This window comes from Actinosynnema sp. NPDC050801 (assembly GCF_040673975.1).
Lineage (GTDB): Bacteria > Actinomycetota > Actinomycetes > Mycobacteriales > Pseudonocardiaceae > Actinosynnema.
Genome location: NZ_JBFAQZ010000009.1, coordinates 254,083 through 270,265, shown reverse-complemented (window position 1 = coordinate 270,265; position 16,183 = coordinate 254,083). Strand labels below are relative to the sequence as shown.

Annotated in this window: 13 protein-coding genes; 5 read left to right on the top strand and 8 right to left on the bottom strand. The window is 71.5% G+C overall.

The genetic code is table 11. The features are described from left to right. Positions 1 to 36: 36 nt before the first annotated feature. Positions 37 to 552 (bottom strand): lytic polysaccharide monooxygenase auxiliary activity family 9 protein, encoded by a 516-nt coding sequence (locus AB0K14_RS22165; RefSeq protein WP_360455467.1) that lies wholly within the window; start codon positions 550 to 552, stop codon positions 37 to 39. A gap of 362 nt (positions 553 to 914) precedes the next feature. Between AB0K14_RS22165 and AB0K14_RS22160 the strand changes: the two genes are divergently transcribed. Both AB0K14_RS22160 and AB0K14_RS22155 read left to right on the top strand, forming a co-directional pair. Next, positions 915 to 1,454, top strand: a complete 540-nt coding sequence (locus AB0K14_RS22160) for a hypothetical protein (protein ID WP_360455464.1) — start codon at positions 915 to 917, stop codon at positions 1,452 to 1,454. A 154-nt stretch (positions 1,455 to 1,608) separates the two neighbouring features. Continuing rightward, positions 1,609 to 2,418: a hypothetical protein gene (locus AB0K14_RS22155; RefSeq protein WP_360455461.1), complete on the top strand. Its 810-nt coding sequence runs from the start codon at positions 1,609 to 1,611 to the stop codon at positions 2,416 to 2,418. A 223-nt stretch (positions 2,419 to 2,641) separates the two neighbouring features. On the opposite strand, the gene AB0K14_RS22150 is transcribed toward AB0K14_RS22155, so the two are convergent. Both AB0K14_RS22150 and AB0K14_RS22145 read right to left on the bottom strand, forming a co-directional pair. Beyond that, positions 2,642 to 3,445 (bottom strand): hypothetical protein, encoded by an 804-nt coding sequence (locus tag AB0K14_RS22150; protein WP_360455458.1) that lies wholly within the window; start codon positions 3,443 to 3,445, stop codon positions 2,642 to 2,644. A gap of 112 nt (positions 3,446 to 3,557) precedes the next feature. Continuing rightward, a complete protein-coding gene (locus tag AB0K14_RS22145; protein WP_360455456.1) occupies positions 3,558 to 4,541 on the bottom strand; it encodes a helix-turn-helix domain-containing protein in 984 nt (327 codons plus the stop codon). 197 nt (positions 4,542 to 4,738) lie between these two features. On the opposite strand from AB0K14_RS22145, the gene AB0K14_RS22140 reads away from it, so the two are divergent. Continuing rightward, on the top strand, positions 4,739 to 5,245 hold the full coding sequence (locus AB0K14_RS22140; protein WP_360455453.1) for a hypothetical protein: 507 nt from the start codon (positions 4,739 to 4,741) through the stop codon (positions 5,243 to 5,245). Between the two features lie 271 nt (positions 5,246 to 5,516). On the opposite strand, the gene AB0K14_RS22135 is transcribed toward AB0K14_RS22140, so the two are convergent. Both AB0K14_RS22135 and AB0K14_RS22130 read right to left on the bottom strand, forming a co-directional pair. After that, positions 5,517 to 6,407 (bottom strand): DUF4231 domain-containing protein, encoded by an 891-nt coding sequence (locus tag AB0K14_RS22135; RefSeq protein WP_360455451.1) that lies wholly within the window; start codon positions 6,405 to 6,407, stop codon positions 5,517 to 5,519. Continuing rightward, positions 6,407 to 7,033: a hypothetical protein gene (locus AB0K14_RS22130; RefSeq protein ID WP_360455583.1), complete on the bottom strand. Its 627-nt coding sequence runs from the start codon at positions 7,031 to 7,033 to the stop codon at positions 6,407 to 6,409. Before AB0K14_RS22130 ends, AB0K14_RS22135 begins: the two co-directional genes overlap by 1 nt. Before the next feature lie 216 nt (positions 7,034 to 7,249). Between AB0K14_RS22130 and AB0K14_RS22125 the strand changes: the two genes are divergently transcribed. Both AB0K14_RS22125 and AB0K14_RS22120 read left to right on the top strand, forming a co-directional pair. Then, positions 7,250 to 7,435, top strand: coding sequence for a hypothetical protein (locus tag AB0K14_RS22125; RefSeq protein WP_360455448.1), 186 nt, complete (start codon positions 7,250 to 7,252; stop codon positions 7,433 to 7,435). Positions 7,436 to 7,524: 89 nt separating this feature from the next. Next, positions 7,525 to 9,246 carry an HEXXH motif-containing putative peptide modification protein gene (locus AB0K14_RS22120; RefSeq protein ID WP_360455445.1) on the top strand — a complete coding sequence of 574 codons (1,722 nt, stop codon included), beginning with the start codon at positions 7,525 to 7,527 and terminating at the stop codon, positions 9,244 to 9,246. A 5-nt stretch (positions 9,247 to 9,251) separates the two neighbouring features. On the opposite strand, the gene fxsT is transcribed toward AB0K14_RS22120, so the two are convergent. From fxsT to AB0K14_RS22105, 3 genes are read right to left on the bottom strand one after another with little or no spacing between them, the layout of a single operon-like run. After that, the gene (gene fxsT, locus AB0K14_RS22115; RefSeq protein WP_360455442.1) at positions 9,252 to 13,604 is read right to left on the bottom strand and encodes an FxSxx-COOH system tetratricopeptide repeat protein; all 4,353 of its coding nucleotides are present in this window, start codon (positions 13,602 to 13,604) and stop codon (positions 9,252 to 9,254) included. Further along, positions 13,601 to 14,611, bottom strand: a complete 1,011-nt coding sequence (locus tag AB0K14_RS22110) for a MoxR family ATPase (protein ID WP_360455440.1) — start codon at positions 14,609 to 14,611, stop codon at positions 13,601 to 13,603. Before AB0K14_RS22110 ends, fxsT begins: the two co-directional genes overlap by 4 nt. Further along, positions 14,608 to 16,170 carry a hypothetical protein gene (locus AB0K14_RS22105; RefSeq protein WP_360455437.1) on the bottom strand — a complete coding sequence of 521 codons (1,563 nt, stop codon included), beginning with the start codon at positions 16,168 to 16,170 and terminating at the stop codon, positions 14,608 to 14,610. The genes AB0K14_RS22110 and AB0K14_RS22105 overlap by 4 nt, the downstream gene beginning before the upstream one ends. Between the last annotated feature and the right edge of the window lie 13 nt (positions 16,171 to 16,183).

Here is a 16,183-nt window from a genome sequence, read left to right as displayed (position 1 = left end):
GTGGGACTCGCGGGACCTGGATGTTCGACTCGCGGGTTAGCTGGCGTTGACGTCGATGCAGGCGTAGAAGGCGTTCGAGGTGTCGCCGATGTTCCAGATGGCGAGCACGGTCTGGCGGCCGGACGCGCCCAGGTTCACCGTGTGCGACACGGTGGCCGGGGGCTGCTGGTTGCCGCCGTCGAAGAAGCCGACCCGCCTGCCGCTGACGTAGTACTCGTAGTTGGCGGTGCGGTGCCGGGCGGTGAAGGTCCAGTTGAACGTGACGGAACGGCCGGTGCTCGCGACCCTCCAGCCCTTGTTGTTGTCGTTCAACTCGGCGAACCTGGCGACGCCGCCGTTGCAGCTGCGCAACCCCTTGGGCCCTTCGACGCTCTGCGGCTCGTACTTGATGTCGCCGCACGGCACCAGACCGCGGGCGCACTGCGCCTGACGACTGGCGGGCGACGACACGTACCCGTGCGCGAACGCGGGTGCCGAGGGCAGGGCGACCGTCACGAGCGGCGCGACGAGCACGCCCGCCGCCACCGCGGCGATCCTTCGGCGGAGTGACATGTGGACTCCTCTGATCGGATGGGCGGAAACGCTTGTGGCGAACGCCAACCCGAGTGCGCTGGGTGGAGCGTTCACCCAAACGCGGCGGCAGGTCTAGACCATACTCTCTGTGATTGGCCCGTGACAACCGTCAACCGGCAGGTCCAGTGGACAGCGACGACAGGCATACAAGCCTGTTGGGCCGGTCGGCGCGATCGACGCCAAAACGTGGTCGGGAACCACATGCGGCCTTGTAGCGTGCGCGCAGGCCTTCGGGGTCGTGAGCGGAGGGTGGCGACGTGGCGAAGGCGAGGGGGAGGGGGCGCAGATCCAGATCGTTGGCCTCCCCGGCGGACAATGTCGCTCCGGTCATCGCGGTCATCGTGGTCCTCGCGCTGCTCTTCTTCCAGAAGCACTTCTGGATGCCGCTCGGCGAGGCGCTGACACCGGTGGGCCTTGAGCCGACGCTGCTGCGCGAGGACCGGCCCCGGATGACCGCGCTGTACGTGGTCGCCTTGGTGCTGTTCGTGCTGCCCACCCTCGTGGCCGGCTTCGCGCACGCCCACCGGGTCAACGACGGCCTGACGGTGGATTCGATCGGCCGGCGCGGGAGAGTCGGCCGGGGGCTCACGATCATCGCGGTGTCGGTCCAGGCCGCCTTCGCGGTGACGTTGCTCCCGGGCAAGCGCAATCGTCCTTCGCCGGTCGAGTCCTGGTCTCGGGACGACGACATGACCATCGCCGCGTCGACCGTCTTGGAGCACGCCTTCATCATGGGGCTGGCCGGCTGTGCCGCCGTGTTGGTGGCGGGCCTGGCCACGACGGCGTGGCGCAGCCGCCACCGCGCCGTGCTCCTGGCCTGCTGCTACCCGGTGCTGCTGTTCCTGCCCGGCCTGCTGTTCCACGACGGGTTCCTCGGCTGACCATCCGGACGCCGTGGTCACGTGTACCGCGATCGGAGTACGGGCACGAGGCCTGCGGCTGCCCGATCCGAGCGAGATCGAGTCCGGCGAGTTGGTTGGTGCTTCGCCGGCCGGGTGACGTGGCGGCGGTGCCCGCGGCAGGCACGATGGTGGCGTGCCCCGGACATGGATCTGCGTACGACAGGTTCTGCTGACCCTCGGATTCCTGCTCGCCGTCGTGGTGACCAGCGGCGGAGTGGCCTTCAGCTTCAGCTTCGGCTTCACCTGGCTCACCGTCCTGGTCTCCTTGCCCCTGCTGGTCGGCGTGTTCGCCAGCGGGGTGGTGTGGTTCATCGGCGAACATTCGCTGGATGTCGAACCGCAGTGGATCCTGCCGGTAACGATCGCCTCGGTCTGCCTGTTCTTCTACGCCCCGATCGGTCTGTCGCTCGCCTACCTGCACACGGCCGGCGATCGGGTGGCCGTCGTGGTCGTCGACGACGTCCACGGCGACTCCGCTCCGGACACCGACCAGAAGATCCGGGTCGCGGACGCCGGCACCGGCGCGGACCTCGGCGAGCTCGCGTACCACGCCGACCGGGACCTGCGGGTCGGCGACCGGCTGGAGGTCCTGGTCGATCCGCGGGGCTGGCTGCCGACGGAGGGCCCGGGGATGTCGCCCACGACGCGCACGATGACCTACCTGTTCGCCGGCACCGGGTTCGGCGTGATGTTCCTGCTCACCGGGTTGCGCATGCGCCGGGATCTGCGCCGCTATCGGCTCACCGGCTCCCGCCTGCCGTTCGCGGCGCCGGCGGACGTGCGGAACCCCGAACTCCGGCGCAAACCGACGGCGGACGACCCGGCTGCACCGGAGTTCGACCCACCCGGTTCCGACGGCGTGCTGGAGCGGGCTGATCAGGGGGGCGGTGGTGGCTCCTCCGGCGGCGACCACGGCGACTCTGGCGGTGATTCCGGTGATTGAGCCGTCCGGGACGTGGGGCGTCCCGTCTCGGGCGGCTAGTGGTCGCAGGACGTCGACGCGGCGGGCCGGGAAGATGACTGGCGTTGTGCCGGTCAAACCGGTGTCCAGCTGTCCAGGGCTGGTTGGCGGGCCGCAGCTCAACGGCACACAGTCCGCCAACTTCGAGCGGAACGGAGCGGGCGAAGTGGTTGCCGGTAGCAGGAGCCTGCCGGCCTGACGAGGTTCAGCCGGTCCGCGGGCTTGGTTCCGGGGTCGACTCCGGTGCGGGCTCCAGCACGACCCTCGGCACGGCTCCCGGCGGTGTCTCGTCCGGGGACTCCGGCTTGGGCTCCGGCGATGTCTCGGGCCACGACTGCGGTGCCGGGCCGAATGCCCGCCGGGCGGCGCGGACGGCCAGGGCGGCGACGGTGGCGTTGGCGCCGCCGCCGATGACTGCTCCGATGCCGAACGGGGCTACCCGGCCGAGCACGATGATCCCCTGCTTGGTGCCGTACTTGGTGATGAAGTTCCTGCCCAGGACGCTGTTGATCTGGCGCAGCGTTGCCGTGGGCACCTTGCTGACGAGCTGGCGGCCCCAGTGCTGGCCGGTGCGCTCGGCGACCTTGCCGATGGTCGTCGAGCCGGATTGGCCGAGCAGGATCCCCATGACGAGTGTGCGGCGGCGTTCGATCTCGTCGAGCCGGACACAGTGGACCTCGGCGACCGAGAGCACGAACAGGGTGCTCAGTTCGAGCGAGGAGAACGCCTCGCCCGCCGACAGCGCCAGCGCGATCCCGGTGCCGACGGCAGGCGCGGCGGCGACGCCCCCGACCGCGGCCCCCGTGCCCGCCAGCGCGCTGACGTACATCCGCTCCAGGGTGCGGACGACCTCGGCCGGCGTCGCCTCCGGGTTGCGCTGGCGGGCCCGGGCGATGTTCTTGCGGACCAGCGGTGTCTGCAGGCCGATGGCCTTGTCCAGCAGGTCGAGGATCAGCTGGCCCCGTCCGCTCGACGCCGGGACCGGTCCTTCGAGGGCGTCAGAGGCCACACCGAGCTCCTTCGAGTCGTCACGTCCTCGATCAGTGTCGCACCCGAGCGCGGCGATGGAACGCAGCACGAACGCCGTCGGGCTGTGCGTCGTTGGCCTGCGGGCACTACGGCTAGTCGCGGGCTTCTTCGAGCAGGCGCGCCGCCTGAGCGGTCCGCTGGTACAGCACGTAGCGCCCGTCCCTGACCTTGGTGACGAGGCGTGCGCGGTGCAGGGCGGCGAGGTGGTAGGAGACGGTGCCCGGTGTGTACCCGATCCGGGTGGCGAGTTCCGCGGTGGACCGGGCGGTGTCGAGGTCTGCCAACAGGGCCGCTCGGGCGTTGCCCACCACTTGCACGATCCCGCCGGAGCCGCGGTCGCGGCCGGCTCCGATCCGCTGGGCCGGGTAGTAGAGGACGAACTGCCCGGGGACGTCGACCTGGATGACGAGGTCGGACCAGCTGAGCACGCCGGGGGCGAGGACCAGGTCCCGGCCGGTGACGTCGATCTCGCCGTCCGACGTCCGGGCGAGGGTGACGGCGTCGCCGGCCCAGTCGATGTCGGGGTGGAGCGTTCCAAGCATCCGGCCCACGCCGTGGGTGGCGATGGCCGTCGCACGACGGACGATGTCCTGGTCGATGATCGAGCGCAGTTCGGGCCAGCCGTCGGACAGGGTGTCCCGCCAGAACCGGGCGAGGCCGTTGGCGAGGCGCCGCTGCATCCGCCCCGACTCCGCGATCCGGCGGGTCGCGGCCCGCAGCGGCCTGCTCCAGTGGGTCCGGGTGTAGGTGAAGACCTGGGTTTCGAGGTCGTCCTGCGCCGTCGCCTCGATCCGCGCGATCTGCTCGTCGAGCAGGTCACGACGCTGCGCGTCCGTCCCCGGCTGCGGCGTGAGCAGGTCGGGCGTGTAGGTGTCGCCGTTCTGCGGCAACAGGTCCGCGAGCAGGGCGACGTCGGGGTGGGCGAGTGACGCGCGGGCGAGTGGTCCGGGATCTCCGAACACCGGGTGCCGTCCCGACGCGGCGGTGAGCTTCAGCCACGCCATGGACTCCGACGCCGGGGAGGGTGACAACCGCGTCCTGGCCACCGTGTCGGCGTCTACACGCAGCGTGAGCACCGCCCGGACGCTAGCAGTCGTCGCGGCGGATTTGAACTGGCTCGAATGCTTTCCGGTGCGAGGTCCGCGCGGGGTTGAGTGGTGTGGCCGAACAGCGGCGGCAACGTTCACCGCCCGATTCCGGGCGGTCGCCTCCGCACGACGGTGATACGCGCCAGTGCACCTGTTACTCGAAGAACCCTGGGAGTGGTTGTCACATGAGGTTGAAGGACACACCGAAGGCGAAGAGCCGCACGAGGAGGGTCGGCGCGGTCCTGGCCGCGGTGGCGTCGATCGCCGGAATGATCTTCGCGGTGGCACCCGCCACCGCCGCACCCGCCGCCGCTCTCGCCGCACCCGCCACCGCGCCCGCCGACACCGCCACCGTCGCCGGCTACCCCACCAGCAGCTTCTCGATCGTGTACGGGGCGAGCTACTACAGGGGCACCGTGACCTGGTACAACCGGGCGGTCGGCGTCACCGGAACGTTCAAGGCCGTCGGGTGCAGGCGGATCTACGGAGAGGCGTGGAACAACGACACCTTCCTGGACGACGCCAGTTCCAGCACCTGGTGCGACCGGGTCGGGTCGGCACCCTTCACGCTCGACGCGAACACCGTCGGCGGGGCCAATGAGGTCTACATCTGGATGACCACCGAAGATCCCCGCTACTTCCTCGAAGGAGTCGTCTGCTATCGCGGCGTGAGCGTTTGCGTCCCCTTCTAAGAGGCCATCGCCAAGCCGTTCGCACGCCGAGAGCGTGAAACGCCGGCGCACACCGGGACTGCCCCGTCCGCGCGAACCTCGCGGTGTGCCGGATCCGGTTCGGGCCCCGTCGTCGGGAGCGGAGTCGCCGTCCAGGGGCGAGTTGCGACGGGGACGGTGAGTCGACGCTCACCGAGGCGTGATCCGTGCCGGCCGGCTACCAGCACCGTTGCGGGCGGGGGCCGAAGGGGGGCGGCGAGGGCGGGTGCCCGCGCCGCCCCCCGACGAACCGTCAACTGGAGGGTCGCGTCCGGGACGCCCGCCACATGGTGTGCTCCCGGCTCACCGCCTCCTCGGCGTCCGCGACCTCGCTCGCCCAGGACGCCTCGTCCTGCACCAACTCCAACCGGCCGCGCACGATCGCCAGCTCGTTGGCCGCGAACGTGTAGGCGCGGGCGAGGGTCGACAACTGGCGCAGGCTGATCCACGCCGTACCCGCGGCGATCACCGCCGCCACCACGCCCGCCAGGTCGAACCGGACCGCGCCGACCGCCTTCGCCAACGCCGCGCAGATGCCGACCACCTCGATCGCCAGCAACCCGGCCCGCCACCAGCCGGCCAGCCGCTCGTTGCGCGCCGCCTTGGCCGTGTACCAGCGCTGCTGGTCGGCGATGCGCGCCTCCAGGTACGCGGCCTTGCGCTCGGCCAGCGGCGCGGCGCGCAGCAGCCGCATCCCCTCCGTGACGACCGGCCGCTGCGACGGTTTGATGCTCGTCGGCGGCGCGTCCTCCAGCAGCTCGTGCATCTGCTGGATGAGCCGGTGCTCGGTCGCCCCCTCGCCGCCGTCCTTGTCGAACGGCAGACCGCCCACGCTGAACTTCCACGCCAGGCTCTTCGCCGACTCGGCCAGCGCCCGCCCGTCGTACCAGCGGTCCTCAGGGCGCGCGGCCTTCAAGTTCAGCTCGGTGACCGTCACCGCGGCCAACGCGATCGCCGTGCCGATCGCGGCCACGTCGACCCGGCCCATGATCAACGGCACCGCGCCGGTCGCGGCGGCGGTCACCGCGAGCAGCAGCCGCAGCCGCACCGCGCGGATGTACCGGTGCTGGCCGTCCAGCGACGCGCTGTCCGCGGCCTCGAACAGCCCCGGTAGGTCGTCGTCCCCCAGACCCCTCGCGGTCATCACTCCCCTTCCCGGCGTAACACCTGGTCGACGTGGGCCCGCAGGTCGGCGTAGCCGAGCACGGTGGTCAACGGCGAGGTGGCGATCGCGGTGGACCGCTCGTCCGCGCCGTCGGCGATGGCGTCCGCGGTGCGCCCGCTGCCGCGCAGCACGACCAGCGGCCGGTCGCGGTGCAGGCTGTGCTCGGCGTCGTCGAAGGTGATCAAGCCGCCGTTGGCCAGCACGGTCAACGAGGGCTGCGACCCGGCGACCACGTCCGCCACGTCGGCCAGCCACGGCGACTCGTCGCCCCACGTGCCACCGGGCACCAGCACCAGGTGGGTGTGGTTCGGCTCGAACGCACCCACGTCGACCGCGACCTCGGCGGCCACCCCGATCAACGGGAACGCCCCGCCCGCCGCCGCCCGCGCCCGACCCGCGGCCCGCATCACGCCGACGTCCGTGCCGCCGTCGACCACCACCGCACCGCACTCGTCCAGCAACGGCACCAGGTCGCGCAGCGCCGACGCCAACGCGTCCAGGTCCGTTCGCTCCATCCCGTCCGCGCCACCGACCAGCACCAGCACCGGCCGATCGCGCGGCAGGCCCGCCCCGCTCAGCTGGGTCTTCGACGTGACCCGCACCATGTCCACGATCCGCGACCGTACCGGCGCGTCGCTCGTGCCACCGCGTTTCCGCGCAGGTGCCGCGCCGCCGGAGATCCGATCGGGAGATCCGCGCGGTCGAAGGGGGCCGTTCGTCGTAGGCCCGATGGCCGTCGGACGGATTATCCGTTCGGCCACTCCCGGACATGTGCATGTTCGTGCATGATGGAATCGGGCGGTATCGGGGAGGCGGCCGGTATGACCGTGGAAACACCAGAAGAACTGTCCTCGGACTTGTTGGATCTGACCTCGACGTCGTTGTCCGAGATGAGAACGCTGCGCGACACCGTGCTCGACCAGGCCGTTCACCGCCTGCTCCACCGGTTCCGCTTGGGTGACTTCGGCGATTCGGTGCAGGAGCAGGCGGGAGGGCGGGACGCGTGAACCCGGTCGGGCTGAGCACACACCGCTTGCCCCGATTCGTGTTCGACGAGATCTGCTCGGGTCCGGTCTCCACGGCTGGAATGGCATTTTTGCGGAGAACGCAGTACAGCGTCCGCAAACTGCGCCTCCGCGCTTTTCTCGAGGCCGCTTCCCCGATCGCGAACCGACTCGGCCCGTTCGCGGACCTGGATGGGGCCTGGACGCTGCTGTCCGAAGTGGAACGGGTCGCGCCGGATGTGGTCGAGGACGTCCTGATGCACCACTCGGTGGGCGTCTGGCTGAGCCGCGCCCTGCGCCAGGTGGTGGGTACGGCGGGCGACGCGACGCCGTTGTGGTCGGAGGTCGGCTGGTTCCACGCCGTGGCCGCCGCCGCGGCCGTTCGCAGTGGACAGCCGTGTGCGGTCACCGTGCCGGTGGTGCACGGCGCCGTGACGCTGCCGACGGTCGGTGCGTACCGGTTGACCGGGTCCTTCCCCGTCGGCCAGGCACGCGTGGTGAACTCGGCGTCCGGCACGGTGGTCGAGGTGTCGGGGGCAGTGCGCCGGCAACCCGTTCGACGGCACCGCAGTTCCGCGCGCGGGTACGCGGTCGAAGTGGTGGTGGACGACCTCGGGCCGTACCGGGAGTTCGGCGGACCGGTGCCACCGGCACCGTTGGGTGACGGCGAGTGGGACGAGTGGCGCAAGTACCTGGACGAGGCATGGGAGCTGCTGACCGCACGGCACCCCGGCGCGGCAGAGGAGCTGTCGGCCGGGTTGTCGACCGTGGTTCCGCTGGACGCGCGGCGGGATGTGTTCGCGGCGTCCTCGGCGGCGGCGTTCGGCGCCATCGCCATGTCGCCCAAGCGTTCCGCGACGGAGCTCGGCGAAGCGCTCGTGCACGAGCTGCAGCACTCCAAGGTCAACGCGCTGCTCGACCTGGTCGACCTGCACACCTCCGACTCCACGCCGCGGCACTACGCGCCGTGGCGGGACGACCCTCGCCCGATCGACGGGTTGCTGCACGGGGTGTACGCGTTCGTCAGCGTGGTCGAGTTCTGGCACGCCCAGCGCGGCCTCGCGCCCGCGGCGCTGGCCCGGCGAGCCGAGTTCACCCTCGCCTACCGGGCGCGGCAGGTCGGGCTCGCGATCGACGGGATGCGCGGCCTGGTCGAGCTCACCGACCTCGGACGCGAGTTCGTCGCGGCGGTGGCCGTTCGGCTCGCGGCGTGCGGGCTGGCGGACGCCGCACCGGAGATCACCGAGGTCGCGGAGGAGGTCACCGCCGAGCACGCGATCACCTGGCGGCTGCGGCACGTCCGACCCGATCCGCACGCCGTCGGTGACGCGGTCGCGGCGTGGCTCGACCGCCGCCCGTTCGACCGCCGCCCGTTCGACCGCCGCCCGTTCGACCGCCGCCCGTTCGACCGCCGCCCGTTCGACCGCCGCCCGTTCGACCGGGGTGAGTTCGGCCACGGCACGGTCGTGCCCGCGGCCGCCTCGGGTGAGTCGCTGCTGGCGGCGCTGCTCAAGCTGCGCGTGCTGGACCCGCGCGAGTTCGACCGGGTACCGCACCGGGACGGGCCGGAATTCGCCTACCTGCGCGGTATGCGCGACTCGGCCGCCGAGGGTTTCGCCGCGAGGCTGCATGCCGCGCCGCACGACGTGGCCGCGTGGGCGGGACTGGGTCTCGCGCTCGGCTCGGACGTGCTGCGGCGGGCGCCGGAGCAGGTGCGCGCGGTGCACCGCGGGGTGGCCGTGCGCACCGGCGCCGCGCCATCGCCCGTGGAACTGGTGACCTGGTTCGACCGGGCCACCACCTCCACCGGCTGACGGCGTCAGAACTGCATCGTGTCGGTGTCGCAGTTCGCCCGGACGTACTGGGTGGCCGCGATCGTGCCGGGGTGCTCGTCACCGAGCACCCGGCGGTAGCCCGTGACAGTGCGGGAGTGCAGCACCGCCGCCGCGTTCTCGTCACCGAGGTTGCCCAGGTCGATGGACAGGTTCAACGCGACCGCGAGGGTCGACGGGTGCTCCGGGCCGAGCACCCTGGTCGACCGCTCCAGGGTGTCCTCGTCCAGCGCCCGTGCCTCCGCGTGGTCGCCCGCGGCGGCCAGGTCGCTGGCCAGGTTCGTGGCCGCGACCAGGGTGAACGGGTGGTCGGCGTCGAAGACCTCGGTCAACGTCGCGCGCAGCTCCCGGTCCAGCGCCAGCGCGGCGTCGATGTCGTCTACCGCCCGGTACGTCACCGCCAGGGCGATCCCGGTGACCAGGGTGTACGGGTGGTCGCGGCCCACGATGCGCTGGAACGTCTCGTGACTGCGCCGCGCCAGCTCCAACGACCGGTCGAGCTCACCCAGGTGGCGCAGGTCCAGCGCCAGGTTCATCCGCGCCGTGGTGGTGTCGATGTGCTCGTCGCCGTGCCGCTTGCGGTAGCGCTTGATGACGTCCTCGATCACCTCCCGGGCGCGCACGTGCTCGCCCGCCTTGCGCAGCGCGACCGCCAGGTTCCGCGACGCACCGATCACCTGCGGGTGGTCCTCGCCGAACAACTCCCGCTGCTGCACCAGGGAGTCCCGCTGCTGCCGCGCGGCCTCGGCGTAGTGCCCCAGCTCCCGCCGGTCCATGCACATGCTGTTGTAGGAGGCGAAGGTGAGCGGGTGGTCGGTGCCCATGACCGCGTCCCGCCTGCGCAGCACGTCCTGGTCGATCTCCAGCGCCTTGGCGTAGTCGCCCATCAACCGGAACGAGCTGGCCAGGTTGTTGGCGTAGGTGAGGGTCTGCGGGTCGTCCTCGCCAAGGATCTCGACGGCCCGGTCGTGCACGCGCTGCCTCGTCCGCAGCTCCTCGCCGAACACGCCTTGGGCGCGCTGGTCGAGCGCGAGGGTGTCCAGCATGTTCAGCATGCCCTCGTGGTCGTCACCGATCACCTCGCGGAACAGCTGGTAGGTGCGCTGGTTGAGGCTGCGCGCCTCCTCGATGCGGCCCAGCCTGCGCAGCGAGATGCCGTACCGGCGGGTCACCTCCAGCGTGTCGAACTCCTTCTCGCCCAACGACTTGCGCCACGCCTCCGACGCCTGGCCGGCCAGGTCGCGGGCGCCGGCGAAGTCACCGGCGTTGAGCAGGTACCGGACCAGGTTGTGCACCAGCACCCGCACCCACCGGTCCTGGCAGTCGACCACCCGGGACACGTGGGCGTGCGGCAGCAGTTCGGCGTAGCGGGGCCAGTTGGTCGAGGCGTCGGGGTCGCCCGGGTCGCCGTTGACCAGCAGCACGTGCACCGCGTGCCGCATGAGGTCCCGTTCTTCCTGGTTGAGGCGGTTCTTCATCACCGTCTGCACGAGGCGGTGCAGTTGCAGGGCGTTGTTGCGGTGGTCGATCTTGGCCAGGCTGTACCGGCTGATCTCCCGGATTGCGCGGCTGAGCTTGATCGGGTCGCTCAACGCCTCGCGCAACGCGTCCGGCACGGGCATGTCGCGGACGCCGCGGAACAGCTTCTGGGAAATGGGTTCCGGCCCGAAGAACGCGCACACGTGGAGCAGCTGGAACGCGGCCCGGTGGTCGTTCTTCAGGCGGTTGAGCGGCACGTTCCACGCTGCCGCGACCGGGAGTTGGTCCTCGCTGGACGTGCCCGCCTCCAGCAGCTCGGTGCGGTTCTGCTCCAGCAGCTGGAGGTACTCCGAGACCTGCATGCCGGTCTGCGCGCGCCACGCGGCGGCCTGCTCGACGGCCAGCGGCAGGTCGCCGAGGGCCTCGGCCAGGGCGTCAGCCTCGGCGTCGTCGAGGTCACCCGCACGGCGGTGCAGCAGTTCCATGCTCTCGGCGCGGGTGAACAGGTCGACCGCGACCGGGCGGGCGAAGCCTCCCCACTCGGAGTTGCGCGAGGTGACCACGATGTGCCCGTTGCCGGCAGGGAAGTACTGGCGCACGTCCTGCGGGCGGTCGGCGTTGTCGAACACCAGGATCCAACGCCGGTATGGCTCGCCGCGGCGCAGCGCCTCCAGCACGGCGGGCACGGCGGTCTCGGCCGAACCGGAGGCGGCCACGCCGATCTTCTTGGCCAGCTCGACGAAGCTGGACTTGATCTGCGCGGGTTGCTCCGCCGAGATCCACCACACCACCTCGTACTCGGAGGCGTGCCGGTGGATGTACTCGACCACCGTCTGCGACTTGCCGACACCGCCCATGCCGTGCAGGGCCTCGGGCAGCACAGCGGTGGGGCCCAGCTCGCTGAGCCTCATCCTCAGCTGCTCCAGCAGGTCGCCGCGGCCGACGAAGTCCGGGTTGCGCAACGGCACGTGACCCCACACCTGCGGCTGTGTGGAACCGGGCTGCCGCTCGCCGGTGAACAGGGGGCTCCCGGGAGCGTTCACGTCTTCTCCTTCGCGCGGCAGCGACCCGGCCTCTGGTGCCTGAGGCCGGGTGTCGATGTTCGTCACAGAGTTGTTCTCCTGGTGATTCGGTGTGCCGTCCGGAGCTCCGCCACCAGGGGGTACGCGGGTCCGGTCGCCGAGACCGAGGGAGCGCCGGATGCGCTGCGACCGTCGGCTGTACGGTCCACTGAGGGCGCGGAACACCGCCTCCTGGACCTTGAGGTAGGGCACGTTCTCGGGGGACGGCTCCGGTTCCGCGGTGTGGTCCGGCTCGTCCAGCGCCAGTCGGAAGTTGCGCAGCGCCTCGTTGTCGCCGCCCGCGTACTGGTCCAGCACGCGCGCGACCCGCGCGGTGTCCGAGCGCCGCGACGTGGCCAGCAGCTCTTCCCGGACACCGGCGTCGAAGTCGTAGGCGACGGCGTCGGTCGCGCCGTTCCCGCGGTGCGCGTCGGGCAGCCGCGTCATCAGGCCGCCGAGCATCACCTCGGCCAACGCCGAGAGGTCCGAGCCGGGCAGCAGCACCCGCTGCACCAAGCCCATCAGCTTCGGGCTCAGCGGCGTGGCGGCCAGCAGGCCCGCGAGTTGGAACCCGTCCACCGAGGCGTAGGTGCGGAACCGCAGCACGCGTTCGGCCGCGGTCAACGGCTCGTGGCCCTCGTCGGGTCGCGGCGGCGGCGCGATCTGGGGTGTGACGAGCGCGGCGGTCGTCTCGATCCACTCCGAGCCCGGCGCGGTGAGCAGCCGGGCCCAGCCCGCCATCCACCGGGCGGACAGACCGAGCACGGGCACGGCCGTACCGTCGCCGGTCGCGCCCGCGATGCGCAGCCGCCGGTTCGGCACCCCCGGCGAGGGCGCGGACAGCCGCATCCGCCTGGTCGGCAGGCCGCCCCACGACCACAGCCGCTGCGCCAGCGTCTGCACCACCGCGACCGGCATCGACCGGCCCCACTCGTGCAGCACGTGCCCGACCGCGCCGCTGTGCCAGGCGCGGCCGATGGTGTCGGTGAGCACTAGCACGATCCGGTTGCCCGTCGGCTCGACCAGGTACCGCCACTCGTGCCGGGCACCGCCCTCCGACCGCAGCCCCACGTCCCGGGCCGCGGCCGGCGAGCTGTCCAGCTCGTAGGTCCGCACGTCCCGGAACGCGCCCTGCCGCTCCAGCAGTACGCGGAACTCGCGCACGGTCTGCCGCCAGAGTTCGGCCGCCACGGTCGTGTCGACCACCAGCGCCACCTCGAACCGACGCCACGGCGCGGCGCGCCACTCCGGCAGCCACAGACCGTCCCGCGCGGCCCGGACGGCGGTCGCCTCTTCGTCCAACGCCTTGCGCCGGGGCGACGGCTGCCTGCGCCCCAGCGGCCGCAGCGCCCGGCTGATCCCGAGTCGCTCCGGCAGCGCGGGCACGGTCGGCCACGCCGACACCGCGCTGACCGTGCCGCCCAACGCGAGCACTGGGTCGGTTTGCGTCAACGTCGTCGGCGTCTGGGTCCACCGCTGGATCCGAGCTGGATCGAGCTCCGCGTGCGGCTCCGGTTCCGGGTCGGGTTCGGTGCCGCGCGTCGGCGTGAGGTCTTCGCGCTCCTCGGGGACCGGTTCGTCCGAAGGCACCGGGGCGGGTGGTTCGTCGGCACCCGTTCCGGCGCCGGCGGGCATGGGCTCGGGACCGGGTGGGCGCAGCGCGCCGGCGAGCCACAACGAGTCCCGGACCTCGCGCAAGGTCAGGTCCGCAGTGCGCAGCACCTCCACCCGGCTGTCGGTCGCGTCGAGGTGCTGCAGCAGCACCTCACCGGCCGGCGCCCCGGTCCGCGGTCCGGTCATCCGGCCTCCGCGGACAACGGGTGCCAGATCGCCTTGAGCAGCTCGGTCCACTCCTCGTCCGGCTGGTACGCGCCGGACGTGGCCAGGTGCACCGCGTTGAGCAGCTGGTCGGCCGACACCGTGCCTACATCGGAGCGGTGGTTCAGGAAGTCGGCGATGAGGCGGGCCACGTCCACGCCGTGCGCGTCGCCGAAGTGCACCGCCACCATCTCGCCCAACTGCTCGCGGCCCGGCTGCCGGACGTGCAACCGCAGGCAGCGGCGCAGGAACGCAGGCGGGAACTCGCGCTCGCCGTTGCTGGTGATGATCACGATCGGGAACTCGCGGCACCGCACGACGCCGTGGTGCACGGTCGCGGTGTGCCCGCGGTCGGCGGTCAGCACCTCCACCTCGTCGCGGTGCTTGGCGTACCGGACCAGTTCCGGCACCTCGTACTCGCCTTCCTCGAACGTGTTGAGCAGGTCGTTGGGCAGGTCGATGTCACCCTTGTCCAACTCGTCGATCAGCAGTACCCGAGGCAGGTCGTAGGGCAGCAGTGCGGTGCCCAGCGGACCGAGGTGGACGTAGTCGCCGATGCCCGCGTCCGGGTCGTTCGCGCCCACCGCCTGCACGCGCGCGATCGCGTCGTAGAGGTAGAGGCCGTCCTTGAGCGTGGTGCGGCTGGTGATCGGCCAGCGCAGCACCGGTCCCAGCCCCAGCTCGCGCGCGACCAGGTAGGCGAGTGATGACTTGCCCGTGCCGGGCGCGCCGGTCACCAGCAGCGGCCGGCGCAACCGGATCGCGGCGTTGACCATCGCGACCTCGTTCGCGTGCGGTGTTCGCCGGACCGTGCGCACGCCACCCACCCGCCGGTCGCCCTCGCCGCCGTCGTCGTCGGGCCGGGACGCGCTGCCGCGACCGGTGAACGTCCGCCACGGCGGGGGCGGTGGCAGGTCGGCGACCGGCGTGCGCGCGACGTCGCCCGTGCCGTGGTAGACGGTGCCGGAGTGGACCTGGCCGTCGTTCATCCGACCGCAACCCCTTCCAGGGGCGGCCCCGGTTGGCTGGGCACGACGAGCCGTTCGGGATCGTCGTAGAGGATCGTCAGCGCCTCGCCGACGTGGCGTCGCCCGGGGCCTTCCGCGAACGCCGTGGTCCGGGCCAAGCGGACGCGCTCCAGCAGGTGCAGCTCGTCCTGGCCGTGCAACACCGACTCGACCACCTCGGCGAACTCGGGCGTGCCGCAGTCGTGCCGGTGCCACACCGCCAGCGGCACGCCCGCCTTCACACCGGCCGCGATCTCGTCTCGCCCGGCGTGCTCCTGCTTCGGCGGTGCGCTGAGGACCAGCGACACCAGCCCGCGTTCGCGGTTGAACCGCGTCAACAGCTCCCGCAGACCTTGCTCGCCCTCGCTCGACGCGCGGCACGTGGCGGTGTGCGCGAGGCCGCCGGCGCGACCGAGTTGGCCGGTCAGCTCGTCCCACCGCTGCCGCCACTCCCGGTGGTACTTGCGCATCGCCATCCGTTCGAGGCTGCGCACGACCACCGGGTACCGGCAACCCATCGGCTGGGCCATGAACTCGTCGTTCTCCCAGGGCCACTGGTCGACGTCGAGGTTGAGGTTCTCGTAGTCGAGGACGAACTCGATCCGGATGTCCGGGCTGTACTGCGCCCAGTCGTCCTCGACCTTCTCGATCAGCGCGGCCACCCGCCGCTTCACCTCGGCCAGCGTGCCGAGGAAGTCCTCGCCGTGCAGGGGCGACCACGGGCTGGGCGCGCCGAGCTGGCGCCAGTGCGACAACCGGTACACCTCCCCGGTCGGCCCCTCGCGGCGCAGCTGGAGCACGAGGTAGGCAGGCGAGCCGGGCGGCGGGGTGAGTGGCTGCGCGGTCTCCGGGCGCAGGCTCTCCCGGACCGCGGTCAGCTCGGGCAGCAGGTTGATCGACACCGCCTGGGCCTCGTTCCACCGGTGCAGCTCGATCGCCAGTTCGGTGCGGACGCGCGCGGCTATGTGCTCGACGAGCACCAGCGGGCGCGGCAGGCCGTCCGGACCCGCGTTGAGCGTCTCCAACACCCGGAACACCTCGAAGTAGGTGGTCGGCCCGTGCAGGCCCGGAGCCGTCGGTCCGGCCACGACGCGGTAGATGTCCGCGATGTCGGGCACGACGACGCCGGCAAGCAACGTGAACAACCTTGCTCGTTCGGGTGTGCGAATCAGGTCGAGCGGCGTCAGGTCGGTGACGACGCGGCGCAATTCAACCATTGCGCGCGAGCCCTGTTCGAACCGGCTTACGATACGAATGAGTGCCGCTAAACGTTCCGGGCTCTGCTGGCACACCTCGGCGAGGCTGAACAGGTGGCCGTAAGTGGTCGAGTGCTCCTCGACCGTCAAGGTTTCCCGCAATTCTGCGGACATCATCCGGATGACCATGTTACGACTGGCGCGGTCGGCCAGGGTCGGCACGTGGCTCAACGCGTCGGCCAGGGGAATGAGCAGCCCTCGGCCGCCGGTGTCGTCCGCGTGGACCAATGGTGGTCCCCCATTCGAGCGGTCTGCGCGCAGTGTTCCAACTCCTTCCCGTAGCACACTATTCCGGTTA